This window comes from Mucilaginibacter sp. cycad4 (genome assembly GCF_034263275.1).
In the GTDB taxonomy this organism is placed as follows: Bacteria; Bacteroidota; Bacteroidia; order Sphingobacteriales; family Sphingobacteriaceae; genus Mucilaginibacter.
Map to the genome: position 1 here is coordinate 5,024,659 of NZ_CP139559.1, position 13,329 is coordinate 5,037,987.

The window sequence follows — 13,329 nt, forward strand, 5'->3', positions numbered from 1 at the left end:
TTAACTTACTATAAAATCGTATTCAATTATCCAATACTCTATCCCACCGGGGGCAAGCGCTTGTACATCAGTTACAGATGAAGCGGGGTTAATACCGGTACTCGCGAAGTAATCAGTCACTTCGAATACGCTAACCACGCCGGCATCTATTGCTGCCCCCGGTCTCAGCGGATCGGTTATCCCGATCCTATTCAGTGCGGCAAGCGCAAACACGTTCTCTGCCGTACCTGTATACTGGGTAGCGATGTCAGTCAATGCCTGGCCTGTCTTAATTATTTTATTATTTGGCATAATCTCCGCTGATATTTAAAAAACCGTTTTCAAATCCCATTCCTTTGATATCAATCCCGTCCTGAATAAAGCGCAGCCTGATCTCGCGAAGCAAGTCCTCACCGGCCACATCTCCTTCGTCATTCAGAAACTGGAAAGTACCTACAGTAGCCAAAGGCGCCTGCTTATATTCCCCCTTTTCAGCCAGCAGCAATTTCCGCTGCTGCTGCCGGTTGCCCTCTCCGCGAACGAAGTCGCCGTTTACGATCAATAGATCGTCGTTGTCATCCATTAAATAATCTATCATTGTAAATGCCCGTTAAAAGTCCCTGTTACCGGGGCACTCCCGGCCGTTAAACCATTGTTATAAAGGATGTCGGCCGTCCTGATATAGGCTTCCAGCTTATCTGCGAAAGCATCGATAAAAGCATCCAATGCCGCATCCTTGTCTCCCGAAGCCTCATAGGTCCGGGTATAGACCTCTTTCAGGTCCGCTTTAAAACCTGATGTATTCAAACTCATAGCAAAAAATTATTTATGCGTTCAATCAAACCGGCTATTGCCGGAACGTCTTTCGGGGCCGCGATGCTCAGCACACCGCGAACAAGGTCATTTAAGATCTTCCCCAGCGTCTCTCCATCTTTACTAACCAGTACTCCTCCGGGATCGACCCGTAGCATTGTGCTCCCGGTAGTTATCCTGTACATGGCGATCTGATCGCAGGCGATCACGATATAATCGTCATCTGCAAGTTTTCCGATCACTACCAGAGCCCCCCGGACCGGCAAGACATCAATGCTTTTACTGTCGCTCAGCACTGCCCGTAACCTGACCCCATAGACCTCTGCCTCATCCAGCAGGACGTCGCAGGTAAAGGTCTCGTCGTCAACGGCAAGAACAACGGCATCATAAAAACTCAGCGGGCCGCCGGCATGAGCCAGCTTGACAAACGACCGCCTTAGTTTATTTAATTCATTCATTTGACCTGTGTGTTAGTTGATTCTTCGGCCAGCCGATAGGTGAGCTGGGCCTTTCGTACTCCTCCGTTAACCCCGAAAGAAACTTCGGTGCCTTCAATAAAGTAGGTGCCGGCCCTGCCCCCGTTATATCTTTTGTCGGAGACCACCGCTTTCCAGCCCGGTTTACAATAGGGTTCCAGGAGACCTGCAAGAGCCCCTTCATATCCATCATACTTCAGTTGCATCAAACCGTTCTTCGCCAGGGCGATCAGGCTCTCCTGATGTCCGGTGAACGGAATATTACGTTCTTCGACAGCCCCGCCCGGGTCTCCGGCCTCATAGGTGGTAACAACTCCTGTACGGCTGCGCTGTTTTATCCTGACCAGCACCTTGGTGTTTTTGGCATACCTGATTTTAAGGTCCGGCTGATCCGAGCTGCAGTTATAACCTATGGCGTAAGCAACCTTGGCCAGATTGGTATCATTATGCCCATCGCCTTCAGCAGCCGTTGATCTTGCTTCTGAAATGCCCGCATATAAAACATTGTCGTCAAAACATACCGTCAGGAACATCTGGTCCTTCAGGGATTCCAACACCTGGAGCCCGTTCCTGTTCGGTATCCTGTAATTCGTCAGCGGCATATCCGGAATGTCCGGGCTCAACGTAATATCCGTACCTGTTATGACCCGTTCGAGCACTTCCCGGAGTGAGGTTTTTTTCCAGTGAGCCAAGATGTTCTTATTACGGAGCTGCCATGCGTAGCCTTCCATTTCTATACTGACCGGTGTGGTCATATTGACCCTGCGGACAAAACCGCGAAATTCGCTCCTCAGGATTCCGTTGTAGCCTAGATCAATACTTACCGGGTCCCCCTCTTTGAATAGTTTTGCAATGTCAATGCTTTCTTTCCGGTGATCCGGTGCGGAGCCGCCATCTGCCAGTTCAATGAAATCCAACGCATTCCTTGCGGCAAGCGCCACTTCTGCCGCTATCCGGACCACACCTGGTATTTTAAGAACCGCACGATCAACGATCGTGTGAATGTTCTTCCTAATCACCAGATCACTGACACCTCCCTCGAAGCTATATCTGCCTATCCGGATAAAACTGTTCAATACAAAAGCCATTACTTATTACCAATAGTTAATTTAAAAATACTGTCACTTTTCAGCTGCATGGCGAAATCACGTACCCCAACCACCTTTGGCTTTTCCGGAATAGACAACTTATAAATCAGCACGCTGTCATTGCCTGCAAGAAAAATGTCAGAATAAGCTGATTTTAGCCGAACTATCCCCCTGGCCTCAAATAGCGTCTTGAGATCATCGAGCTCTTTGCCAGGAAACCTTTCCAGATCTCCGATCACGAAACCCTTTACCGAGATATTCCAATCCTTCATACTAATGATCTCTTTGGCGGTTCCCCCGGCCTCGGACATTTCAGTTTCCTTAATATTTTTTTCGCGTTCAAAGCCGATAACCGTGTAAGGCAGGAAATATTCCTTGTCCCCGGCCTGAATGGTCAGCGGGCAAAAGACCTCATGCCCGATCGTGTCCTGCCCTCCGTAAAGTGCGTTGCCATAGTGATTTTTCTGCGCTCTGTAACTGTTATCAGCCGCAGGACTGATGCTAAAGGGCCGTTCTCCGGGAGAAGGTGGTAAATCCGGGATGAGGCCTGGTTTATAACCGTATAGCTGTTTGAAAATAGCTTCGATATCAAATATGGTATCAGAATGATTTATTGTTGACATTAGTTGGGATTTACCGCGGCATTACCGCTGTTGATAACCTGGTTGAACATTTCAATGAATATGGCCCGGATTTCTGCGGCGCCCTCCGGTACACTTGCGGCATGCAGGCTGATCTGATCCACGCCGAGCTTGGAGATATTAATTACCTGATTGCGCTGGCCGCCCCCCGCAATACCTTTGGATGTATCGGTGACCACCTCAGGAACATGCGTTGCTGATCCTGCCGCCGGTGCTCCCGTTCCCGGTATTGCGTTGGACCCTAATCCGGCCATACTCATTATCCCCGGGATGGAACTCCCCTTTTCAGACTTATGGCGGGTCAGCCCTATCCCTTTAGAACTGTCGGCTATCGTTTGAGCATATCCTATAATTTCCTTCCGGTGCTCGTTGGCTCGTCTGATCCGAGTATGAATCGCCTCATTGAGCTCCTTACCGGCGTCGGTAGTGATATGAGCCGTAAGCATATCTTTGGCTCCGGAAAAATCACCTTTGAGCGCCATCTTTATCGCCTTTGCAGCATTGACGGCTAACTGACCGATGTATAGAAATATGTTTTTGACAGTGAGATACAGCAGATTAAAAGGAAATATATAATCATCAACAAACTCCATAAAAAGTACCTTGCCCATGCCAAAGACGCTTTTGATGATCTGCCACATGGACATCAGGCTTTTCCCCACACCGTCAAAACTGCTGCACAGCCAAACGACCGCTCCGACAAGCACTCCTATGATAACAATAGGCCAAAGCATTGCCGCATCCAGTATGGCCTGCCAGGTAGTCGCCAGTTGGGTCCAGGAAGTGTACAAGGACCAGGCAGCTGCCATTGCTCCTATCCCCGCGGCTATCCCGTACATCAGGGACTGATTGGCGGCGAGGCCACCGATCACGTCAGCCGCGCCGCCCAGTACCGGTAACAGCGATGTCGCCATGGAAACTCCCATGGACTCCAGCGTCCCTTTTAGTGCCGCTATTTTGCCTGTCGGGCTTTCGCCCATACGCTGCAAGCCATCATGGAAATCCCCCATAGGACCTGTAGCGGCCTGCATGGAACCAACCAGCGCCTGGAAACTGATCTTCCCGTTGTCCAGGTCCTCGCGGAGTTCCGCTGTACTCTTACCCGTCTTCCTGCTCATTTCCAGCAAAGGATTAAAACCGGCATCGATCAGTTTCGGCAGATCGTCAGCGGACAATTTACCGGAGTTGGCCGTAGCGGCAAACACATCGGAAAGCGCCTTCATCCGCTCCGAATCTCCCAGGGCAATATCTCCAAGCATTTTCATACCCGGCAGGACGTTTTCGGGGGCGATCCCCGAGGTGAGCATCTTCTTGCCCTCAGCTAAAACATCGTCCCCAAGTCCGCTGCTCTCCGCAAAATCATTAAGGCCCCGTTTTAGGTTTCCACCATTCTTTTTTCCCGCGATGATCGCTATCTCGTCGCCTGTGGTTTCCTTCGCCATTGCCTTTTTAAAGAGGCCCTTACCAAGGTCTACGAGACTATCAAGCCCCTTGTCGGCCAGTTCCTTTAACTTCGACCCTTTTTTTTCACCATCCCCCTCCTCTTTTTTTTCACTGGCGGGCGGTATGGAGGCCTGCTTGCTTTCGATCTCCGCGAGCTCTTTACCGGCCATCCTGATCTCTGTGGCAAGACTGGCCCGATGATTTTCGAGTTCAGCAAGTTCCTTACCGGCCATCCTGATCTCACTGCTGTCGATGGATATCTGTCTTGGCTTGGTCAGCGCTTCGATAGACTCATCCAGGCGACGTACCTGCCCCTGGATGCGGCCCAGCCTGGAACCAATGGTGTGAAACACAGCGTTTGCATTCCCTGCAAGTAAACGCATTTGGGCGGAAGCCGCATCATGCATGACGAAACTGTATTGAATTAAAGTAATCATGTTATTTCGCTTCTTCTTTTCGTATTTGTTCTATTTGTTTATATACTTCCGCCCAACGCTCATCGGATAATGTTGAGGGGTCATAGGTGGTGTAGTAGGCTATCGTTGTATCAATAAAACCGAGATAGTTGCTGCTCACATCGCCACGGGCGGCCTCTATAATTTTTTTAATTCCGATGATTTAATGTCCAGGACGCTCTGAACGGTAGGCATTACACTGTAAAAAGCCTCATCTTCGGTTTTGATCTGCTCGTCACCGCCCAGCCACAGCGTATCCAGCACGATCTCTGTATAAGTAACCGGGTCGGTCTGCTTGGAGGTCAGTTCACGCATTTCATCCCTGGTTGGCTTGCGCATATAACCTTTGTAGCGGACAACGGGCACCCTGACGGGTGCTTTACTGTCTTCACTGTGAATAGTTTCAAATTCGCCGCTATGAACTACGAGTTCAAAAATGCCGCCTGGGTAATCTTTTTTCCAGGCCGCAAGTAGTTCCGGCGTAACATTATCTGCATTGCGAGGCATTATATCTTTTGTTTTCACGATCCGATTTTTATGATTTACTGTATTAAAAATTGTTATTCAGACTTTAAGCTCAGTGCAATGAACGGGCAGTCGATCTCCATCATTTTGGCACCCTGTTCCATTCCTTTCTCCCATTCCGTGAATTTGATACCGGAAATAATATCGGTCTGCTTATCGCGGCCGAAAGCTTCTTTATAATGGAAGGTCGCAACGATCGCCTGGTAGGGCACTTCGCTGAAGTCGGCATAGCCGGCAGTCCTTGCTGCTTTGTTGAGGCGGTCCAACTCTGACTTCAGCAATTTGATACTGCCTTCGATCTTTTTATTACCGCTCTGGATACCGACCGGCTGGTCACCTGCAGCGTACAGGTGTTCGCTCTCTATAGATTTTTTGTATTTAAAGCCACGAAGTCCACGAATCGTCGTGCCAAGAAAACTGAGGTCTGCGTGTTTCCATTCCAGTTCCTGGCTGTTTACATAGTTTGCCATCTTTAGTTGTTGTTTTGGGGGTTATTGAAACCCAGTTTAATATTGATTAATTTGCTGTATCCTTTGCGGCGAATGCCTATTTCAACCTGCAGGGTCGATGTCTGCGTGAGCTGCTGGGTATCGTCTATATAAACAACAGGATCTCCGCTCATGCTCTCAGCCATATTAAGGTTAAGTGCGTTTACCATGGAAGCTTCAAGTGCCTTCAGTACTACTGGTTCTATTTGTCCGTTATCATCAAGATCTATATCATCATTGATCTCGTTGACATAGGTCTGATAGGCAACAATTGCCGCCTTGTCGATGACACGGCCATATGCCAGGCTGTTGTAATCGTCTGTTTCAGGACAAGCCATCGGATCGTTACCGATGAATAAACCACCCTTTTGATCATACTTTTTAACCGTGATATAACCGGCATCGATCAACTGATCGAGTTGCCTGAAATAAGCCTGCGAAGGGTTATCCAGGTCTGGCAGAATACTCTGCATACCGATGAAATAGTTGCTGATCGGAAGGTCTCCGTCTTTTACACGGCCGATATTCACATGGGGCGCGGTGGCGGCGATACGGCCCAACACGAGACCAAGAGATGTAACACCGTTCGCTTCGGTTCCGCCGATCACCAGGCCTACATTATCGGCGGTTAACTCGTTCGGGCTGTCGATCATGCTGCTTGTCACATCGTTAACGCGGGCGGCCAGCAGGATACGCAATGGCTTGTGGGCAGCGAACATAGCCTGTGCGAATGCCTTCGCGTTCGGCACCGCAGCGATCACATCACTGTCGATAAATTTGGATGCCGTAGGTGTATACCCGGCTACCGGTGTACGTGCGACAGCGGCTATACGAATGTCGCCACCGCCGAAATCGATCAGTTTTTTCAGGCCTGTTGCCGCAGAAACATCGCAGAGCGCTGTCAGGCTTGTAGCAGCCGCCGCGAGCATCAGGTAGACCGGGCATCCTCTGGTGCCGTCGATGCTATAGAACTCGCGGACGAACTGGTGCGCTTCCGGCTCTGCATCCACGGTTATACCTTTGGATTCAGCATCTTCCAAACTTACCACCTTAACAGGTGTCAGCAGCGGCAGTAATCCTGTTCCAGATCCGGTAAGCACAACACCGGTTACATTGTCATTGGTTGCGGCAGAGCCGCCGAACTGGCCCTTGGCCAGTTGTACATTTACAGAAGGAATCATTAGTTTTTATCTCCTTTAATTGATTGGGTTGCCTTTGTTATCAGGCTGTTTTGAAATGGTGTTCGCTCAGTTTCCGCGGTAGCAAAAGCTTCCGCTAATGTGTTTTCCGTTGCCACTCCGCCGGTAAGCGCTTTTTCTCCCGCCTCTCCGAACAGGTTTTCTCCGCGGCTGACTTCAATAAAATCAGTGCAGGCAAGCCTTTGCGAATGGCTCCCGGCGGCGCCTTCACAGAAAAAGGCCAATCCATCTGAGGCCATGAAGACGCTTTCCTGAGCCGGGTGGGTTGCAAACAGCGCTTCAAGCGAAGCTTGCGTACCTCCTGCATCACTGAGGGCCTTGACGAACACTGGGTTCTTTTCGATTTTCATTTGATATAATTTATTGTTTATTGAATATTTGCTTAAAATAGATCTCGAGGATACTCACGGCCTCACTCCAGCTTACCCGGCCCTCGCTGACGACTACCATCAACCTGGCGGCCAGTGCATGATACAGAGGGTCCTCATCCGCGTCATTCACAGTCTTGATTTTTTCAAACAACCCGCTGAGCAGGTCCTCCCCGTTGCCGGCGGACTGCTTATTGGTTGAAAAAGTGAGCCCTGATAATATGACCGGCAACGCATCCTCTGTCAGCTTTCTCATCCTGTCATCGGCAGCGCCGTTAAGGAGCGCAGCCGGTCCGCCAGTCAACCCGCCAGTTACAGCGCCCTTGATATTGTTGACGACGGTAATGCAATAGTCGATCTGTAAATTGCTGATAGCTATCCCTTCGGGCAAGCGGACCGGGGACGCTGCCAGTCCGGTCAATTTTTTTAAAAGGCCGGCAAACAGGCCGCCTATAACTCCTAAAATATTATTCATACTTTTAAACAGGAGTATTAAACAGTTTCATTTCCTTTTCCCGCCTTCTGACCAGCACATCGCTAATCTTCTTTTTTCCTGTTCCGGGGTCAGTTACCTTATTCCAGACCAGGAATTGCGCCGCAGCAGCTGTATAATCCTCGCTATTCAGCTTCTTCAGCAAGTTACTCGATGGCAAACTCCCGGTATTGTAATGAAAGCAAACCAACGCGTCATACTGATTTTGATTGATCGGGGCGCTTACAACCCTGTTAACTGTCCGTTCGAAATCTTTTAAAACCGCTGAAAGCAGGTCGGCAGCGCATTCCTTGTTGGGCAACCGGTCAGCTGGCTGGATGCCTTTGCCGTTCGCATAGTAAGTGCATCCGTAACCGATCGTCCATTTACCCGCTATATCCTCGTAAGCAGTTAGCTTCAAACCCTCGAACGACCTGATCATATTTAATCCTCGTTCACTTAGCGTATGTTTATTTATCGCCATAATGATGTTATTTTAGTTTTGATTGATTCTATCCAGGCCGATTTCTCTTTGCCTTCAATTACCGCCAGGTTTTCCAGTATAGAAACCATGTTTTCCTGCGCAATGTGAATGATCAGGAAGTTTTGCAACCAGTCAAAGCATTCCGCCATGACCGCCTCTCCTTTTGCTGCATAATTCTGCGACCAGTGATAGGGAACCGCAATCAGTACCAGGTATATAAAGACCTTGAAGGAGAACCGGGAGAGACGGAAACTGCTGAAGCGTTCCTTTTTTATCCTCGATGCAGCTATACCGCTTAACAACTCCACTACAAAGGCCATTAGCATCATGACCAGGGCGGTGGCTTGGATACCAAGCGCCAGCGGGATATCCGGAACGAGAGAAGCCAGACCTGAAAGCCCCGGGAACGTCAGACTTACCAGGAGCAGCGGCCTTGTCAGGCTGTATTTATACGAAGGGGCGATACTTTGAAAAAGAGCCCGCAGGTCCTCATAGTCAAAAGTCAGGAGCATCCTTGTTAGCAGAGAACTTATCATAGTGCATATTTTTATTAAATAGATTTTCATTTTCTTTCCCTTTAAACGCGCCGCCCCGGACCATATCCGGGGACTATTAAGGCGCGGGCGCTTCACCGCCTGTCTTCATCTCCTGCCCTGTGCGGGGCGCCATTTGTTAAAGCTGCATCTGCTTTTACCTTCTTTTCAGGAGTTACACAGTGGTCGCTATATTTTATTATTTTTCTTTTTTTGACCGCCTTTCCAAGCGACTTCATGACAAACGTACGGCGGTATTTCGGAGATAAAAAACCGCATTTATAGTTGATTGACAGCACTTTTCACAGTGATTAAGGTTATATTAATCATCTATTTTTCCGATCATGCCATTAGAAAATGTACCTGGCTCAGCAAGAGGCAATTACTAATATTTTTAGCATTTTGTAACTCTTGCAACAATTTGCCATCCCCGCAGTATGAGGTTAAGCCTGATGAATCGCCGTCTCCCATGCAAAGGTGCAGGCGCAGATATTCCGGAATCAGCATTTTCCGGCTACCGCCGTTACAGATGACAGGAAACGGAAAATGCCGGCGGGCAACTGGTCCGTCTTGCAGCCATTAAATAGGGTTAATAAGGAGGATCGAAAATGGCCGGAGACCGGTCGATGATGAAATTATCCCGATGAAGGGGGAGGCCCCTGTCCGCCGAAATAAAAGTGACCAGCGCCTGCGGATATAACGCTGCAATGTTTTTTCCGGGGAAGTTATAAGCATTTTTTCAGAATAAGCAGGCAGAAGAGATTGGTAGGCGTGTTTCCCGCAGGTTTATTTTCAGGATGATCAATGTTGTTTCCGGCCATGATGCAAAGTGCTTTAATCATAGGAATATCCGGTTATTAGAATGCCTGCAAACCAGGCATCTTTGGAGAAAAAGCCTTACCACGAGGGATAAACCATTTTTTATGGCTTTTCCCGGCTACTGAAAGGCTGGCTGCAAACAGCATATTAACAATAAATGAATAAATAAATGAGCACAACACAAACAGATGCCATTTTGGCCAATGTATTTTTGAGTGTCCGGGACCGGCTTGCAGCGATCCCTGATTTACAATTTATCGGTATGGATACCGGGCAATTGGAATGGGGGGAAGAAAATGCGAGCCCGATCCTGTTCCCATGCGTATTGCTTGGACACATTAATATTAACTATACCGACAACAAGAAATCCATCCAGCAAGGGGACGCGGAACTTGAATTATTACTTGCCATGGCCACACCCGGGCCCGGTCAAAGTAGCGAAGTTGAATCCACGGTAACTGATTATTTCAACCTTGAGCACAAGATTAATCAAGCCTTACACGGTTGGTGTGACCAGCAGTATTTTAATCCCATGAGCAGAATCCGGGCCAAGAACAAGCGCAGAAAGCGGACTGATGTCAGGATCCGGGCGTTGCGTTTCGGATTTGGATTTGTCGATGATACCGCCATGCAGGTTGGACAAACCGGGCCACGGCCGGAAATGGCAATCGCTATGCGTTGAAAACAAAAAAGCCGCTTTAAACAGCGGCTTTTTTATATAGTAACGCTACCAGTTCGGTAGTTCTCCTGATATTTCTCACCTCATCGCTCTCCGTTACAATAACTTCCTCAGATCCGGAAAACACGACTTTTACGTTTCCAAGCCGGTATATTTCTTTGCAGGGTTTTAATACGCCAGACACGCCGAACTGTTTAAAACCCAGGGCTTCCACAACGGAATAATTGATAAACTCTAAAGCCTCGTCGTAATGGGGGATATATGTCGTTATCATTTTATACTTTTATTTTCGATTACAGTTAAATGTTCGGTGGGAGCAGCCGCAGACTTGTCTTAAGATTTCTTAAATCTGTCCCTCCTGAAGTCCGCTGATTTCTCCAAGGCAGCACACAGCTACTCAAAGCTGATTTATGACCAGTTGAAATGGGGCAAAAGCTTCTGAAGATATTTACTGTCTGCTTCTTCTGATTTCAGTTTTTCGAGTACATCGCGTTCCTGCATGATAATCTGGGAAATTGTTGTTTCGCCCAGGTAAAATTCAGTGTTCAGTTTTTCAACCGCACGTTCATATTGCAGTCCCTTGATCTTGTAGTGAAAATACAGGCGGCATACAATATCATGATCACGGCGGGCTTTGAAAACACCTTTTACGTGCTTAACGCCTTCTTTTTTTAAAGGTTCTGAAAGGATATTGGAAATAAGTTGTTTACCGAGTGCCATAGTGGTTTAGATATAAAATAAAAGTAAAAGCGAATTTATCAGCTATAATGCCGGCCCTGGTCATTCAGCTGATCCTGTAATAGTTACAGCAAAATTATTGTTGGTATTGTCTCCGCTGCACAGCAAGGGATATTTAAAATGCCGCCGTTTTTAATATGGCGGCCTCCTTGTGCGCTCCATAACTGCCGTTCGGGGATGCCGCTGTCCTGCAACATTCTCCAAGGAATTGCAGATTATTCATGCGTAAAGTTTATTTAAAAGCCTGACCTGGTCATTGATGAACGTCTGTTCATACCTCCATCCTTCCCCCAGGTAACGCTGGTTAAAATAAAGGTAATATGCTTTGGCTTCCATGTCTGTCAGCGATATGCTATAGCCACCGCCTTTGAGCCTCGCCTCCAGTTTCGATTCGAGTTTTCTGAACACCTGTTTTAGCAGGTCTTTTAACAGACTTTCTGTGACATCAGGTGCAGGATCCTGGTTCACGATGTCCCGAAAAACGTTGTATAGCGCCTCCGCCTGCCGGATGGTTAATTTTAAGGTCATATATGGATGTTTAGTAAGTTAATGCTATGTAAAAATCAGCGCCGGTAATCTGTCGAAGCAAAGCCCGCTCATGTTCACTGTTATCCCGGCTTGATACTTGTGAATGAGCATACCGGTATTGCTTTTCTCAACATTAATGGATTTAATATTTTTTTTTCTGCTCATAATAATGTTTCTTTGCGAATACAAATATTAGACTTTTGTCTAATATTTGCAAATAATATTAGACAAAAATCTAATAAAATTAGCAGATGATACCTAATCGCCCCATAGACAGGTTTTTAACTTATTTAGCCTATAAAAACATTGCCCCATTTAAGGCTGAAAAGCAATTGGAGCTTGGAAACGGCTATATAAAAAAGTCCCAGCAGCGGGATGGGGGCATCGGAAGTGCAATTTTGGAAAAAATATGCAGGGCATACTTAGACATTAGTCTAACGTGGCTTATCACGGGGGACGGCGCGATGCTGTTTGATGAACAGAAAGGAGATTCCGCGGCTCATCGCAAAGAGATACCCGGCACCGCGACTGGTACAGGCAAACGTCCCGGCAGCTTTATCCAACTTCAATCAGGTTCAACCCCGGTTTCCCCGCTACAGGTTATTACCGTGGACAACGATGGAAACGAAACTATCTTATATGTGCCGCTCAGGGCCTCGGCCGGTTACCCCAAGGGGTATGCGGACAGGGAATATATGGATAAGCTTACTTCTTTCAGTTTGCCATTCCTGAAAAATGGCACCCACCGGGCATTCGAGGTAGACGGCGACAGTATGTTCCCCACACTTGAAAACAAAGAGATCGTAGTTGGACGCTTTGTGGAAAAATTTGAAGATATCGTAGAAGACCACGTGCATATTATCGTGACCAAGGATCGGGGTATACTGATTAAACGGTTACTGAACAGGATCCAGAAATATGGTTTTATAGTTGCCAAATCCGACGCGCTGGATAACCGCAACCTATACCCCAACCAAGAGATCTATCCGGAAGAGGTACTGGAGATCTGGTTTGCTGTAGGACATATCAATAATAAATTCCGGCACCCGACAGACATGTACAAACGCGTGAATAATCTGGAAGCGGACCTTACAGAAATCATGAGAGTACTAAAGTCAAAGAACTTACTGGATAAATAAGCCATTTTTCTTTGATGAGCTCAACAATATATACAAATCATTACTATCCATCCGGGACTTCTTAAAAAGTTTATTTCAACAGATTGACAGGCCGGCAGTTTGGCTACCCTATTAAGACTGTTCAAATGCACTCCCCCTCCAATCGAATTTCCCGAACCAATGCACTACCCAACACTGCAATTTGTTCAACTAAATGCCTTTGTGCCGAAATTTAACATTTTTCCCCGACAGGGGATCCGGAAATTATTCGTCATCATTATGCGGCTTTCTACACAAAGTATCGGCAACTCATGGCCAATACGTCATAACCAGAAACCCATTAGATACTTATCCTGAAGGAGATCTGAATGATTGAAGCACCTCAAATATTACCCAGAACATTAATCACCCCAAAACCGCGTTTTTATCGCCAAAATCCAGATTTACGTTTGTCGTGAAAAGGGTAAAAAAACGGAACTTTCG

21 protein-coding genes are annotated in these 13,329 nt (G+C 47.5%); 2 read left to right on the top strand and 19 right to left on the bottom strand.

Going from position 1 to position 13,329, the window contains the following annotated elements:
• The 15 genes from SNE26_RS20330 to SNE26_RS20400 form a co-directional block, all read right to left on the bottom strand.
• Complete coding sequence (locus tag SNE26_RS20330; RefSeq protein ID WP_321555730.1) at positions 1–291, bottom strand: hypothetical protein; 291 nt, start codon at positions 289–291, stop codon at positions 1–3.
• Positions 281–577 (bottom strand): hypothetical protein, encoded by a 297-nt coding sequence (locus SNE26_RS20335; RefSeq protein WP_321555731.1) that lies wholly within the window; start codon positions 575–577, stop codon positions 281–283. Before SNE26_RS20335 ends, SNE26_RS20330 begins: the two co-directional genes overlap by 11 nt.
• Complete coding sequence (locus SNE26_RS20340; RefSeq protein WP_321555732.1) at positions 574–792, bottom strand: hypothetical protein; 219 nt, start codon at positions 790–792, stop codon at positions 574–576. The genes SNE26_RS20335 and SNE26_RS20340 overlap by 4 nt, the downstream gene beginning before the upstream one ends.
• Positions 789–1,250: a hypothetical protein gene (locus SNE26_RS20345; protein WP_321555733.1), complete on the bottom strand. Its 462-nt coding sequence runs from the start codon at positions 1,248–1,250 to the stop codon at positions 789–791. The genes SNE26_RS20340 and SNE26_RS20345 overlap by 4 nt, the downstream gene beginning before the upstream one ends.
• Complete coding sequence (locus tag SNE26_RS20350) at positions 1,247–2,356, bottom strand: hypothetical protein (RefSeq protein WP_321555734.1); 1,110 nt, start codon at positions 2,354–2,356, stop codon at positions 1,247–1,249. Before SNE26_RS20350 ends, SNE26_RS20345 begins: the two co-directional genes overlap by 4 nt.
• Positions 2,356–2,979 carry a DUF6046 domain-containing protein gene (locus SNE26_RS20355; RefSeq protein ID WP_321555735.1) on the bottom strand — a complete coding sequence of 208 codons (624 nt, stop codon included), beginning with the start codon at positions 2,977–2,979 and terminating at the stop codon, positions 2,356–2,358. The genes SNE26_RS20350 and SNE26_RS20355 overlap by 1 nt, the downstream gene beginning before the upstream one ends.
• A complete protein-coding gene (locus SNE26_RS20360) occupies positions 2,979–4,877 on the bottom strand; it encodes a tape measure protein (RefSeq protein WP_321555736.1) in 1,899 nt (632 codons plus the stop codon). The genes SNE26_RS20355 and SNE26_RS20360 overlap by 1 nt, the downstream gene beginning before the upstream one ends.
• Before the next feature lie 156 nt (positions 4,878–5,033).
• On the bottom strand, positions 5,034–5,420 hold the full coding sequence (locus tag SNE26_RS20365; protein WP_321555737.1) for a hypothetical protein: 387 nt from the start codon (positions 5,418–5,420) through the stop codon (positions 5,034–5,036).
• A gap of 35 nt (positions 5,421–5,455) precedes the next feature.
• Complete coding sequence (locus SNE26_RS20370) at positions 5,456–5,890, bottom strand: hypothetical protein (RefSeq protein ID WP_321555738.1); 435 nt, start codon at positions 5,888–5,890, stop codon at positions 5,456–5,458.
• A gap of 2 nt (positions 5,891–5,892) precedes the next feature.
• On the bottom strand, positions 5,893–7,089 hold the full coding sequence (locus SNE26_RS20375; RefSeq protein WP_321555739.1) for a DUF2586 family protein: 1,197 nt from the start codon (positions 7,087–7,089) through the stop codon (positions 5,893–5,895).
• Positions 7,089–7,457: a hypothetical protein gene (locus SNE26_RS20380; RefSeq protein ID WP_321555740.1), complete on the bottom strand. Its 369-nt coding sequence runs from the start codon at positions 7,455–7,457 to the stop codon at positions 7,089–7,091. Before SNE26_RS20380 ends, SNE26_RS20375 begins: the two co-directional genes overlap by 1 nt.
• A gap of 10 nt (positions 7,458–7,467) precedes the next feature.
• A complete protein-coding gene (locus SNE26_RS20385) occupies positions 7,468–7,950 on the bottom strand; it encodes a hypothetical protein (protein WP_321555741.1) in 483 nt (160 codons plus the stop codon).
• A gap of 4 nt (positions 7,951–7,954) precedes the next feature.
• Positions 7,955–8,431, bottom strand: a complete 477-nt coding sequence (locus SNE26_RS20390) for a lysozyme (protein WP_321555742.1) — start codon at positions 8,429–8,431, stop codon at positions 7,955–7,957.
• Positions 8,422–8,967: a phage holin family protein gene (locus tag SNE26_RS20395; RefSeq protein WP_321555743.1), complete on the bottom strand. Its 546-nt coding sequence runs from the start codon at positions 8,965–8,967 to the stop codon at positions 8,422–8,424. The genes SNE26_RS20390 and SNE26_RS20395 overlap by 10 nt, the downstream gene beginning before the upstream one ends.
• 92 nt (positions 8,968–9,059) lie before the next feature.
• Positions 9,060–9,203, bottom strand: a complete 144-nt coding sequence (locus SNE26_RS20400) for a hypothetical protein (protein WP_321555744.1) — start codon at positions 9,201–9,203, stop codon at positions 9,060–9,062.
• 749 nt (positions 9,204–9,952) lie between these two features.
• Here SNE26_RS20400 and SNE26_RS20405 point away from each other — a divergent pair.
• Complete coding sequence (locus tag SNE26_RS20405; protein WP_321555745.1) at positions 9,953–10,465, top strand: hypothetical protein; 513 nt, start codon at positions 9,953–9,955, stop codon at positions 10,463–10,465.
• A 16-nt stretch (positions 10,466–10,481) separates the two neighbouring features.
• On the opposite strand, the gene SNE26_RS20410 is transcribed toward SNE26_RS20405, so the two are convergent.
• From SNE26_RS20410 to SNE26_RS20425, 4 genes are all read right to left on the bottom strand, one after another.
• A complete protein-coding gene (locus SNE26_RS20410; protein ID WP_321555746.1) occupies positions 10,482–10,736 on the bottom strand; it encodes a hypothetical protein in 255 nt (84 codons plus the stop codon).
• Between the two features lie 134 nt (positions 10,737–10,870).
• A complete protein-coding gene (locus SNE26_RS20415) occupies positions 10,871–11,182 on the bottom strand; it encodes a hypothetical protein (protein ID WP_147446054.1) in 312 nt (103 codons plus the stop codon).
• 237 nt (positions 11,183–11,419) lie between these two features.
• The gene (locus SNE26_RS20420) at positions 11,420–11,728 is read right to left on the bottom strand and encodes a hypothetical protein (RefSeq protein WP_321555747.1); all 309 of its coding nucleotides are present in this window, start codon (positions 11,726–11,728) and stop codon (positions 11,420–11,422) included.
• Positions 11,729–11,752: 24 nt separating this feature from the next.
• Positions 11,753–11,893 (bottom strand): hypothetical protein, encoded by a 141-nt coding sequence (locus SNE26_RS20425; protein ID WP_321555748.1) that lies wholly within the window; start codon positions 11,891–11,893, stop codon positions 11,753–11,755.
• A gap of 86 nt (positions 11,894–11,979) precedes the next feature.
• On the opposite strand from SNE26_RS20425, the gene SNE26_RS20430 reads away from it, so the two are divergent.
• Positions 11,980–12,867, top strand: coding sequence for a S24 family peptidase (locus SNE26_RS20430; RefSeq protein WP_321555749.1), 888 nt, complete (start codon positions 11,980–11,982; stop codon positions 12,865–12,867).
• The last annotated feature ends 462 nt before the right edge of the window (positions 12,868–13,329 follow it).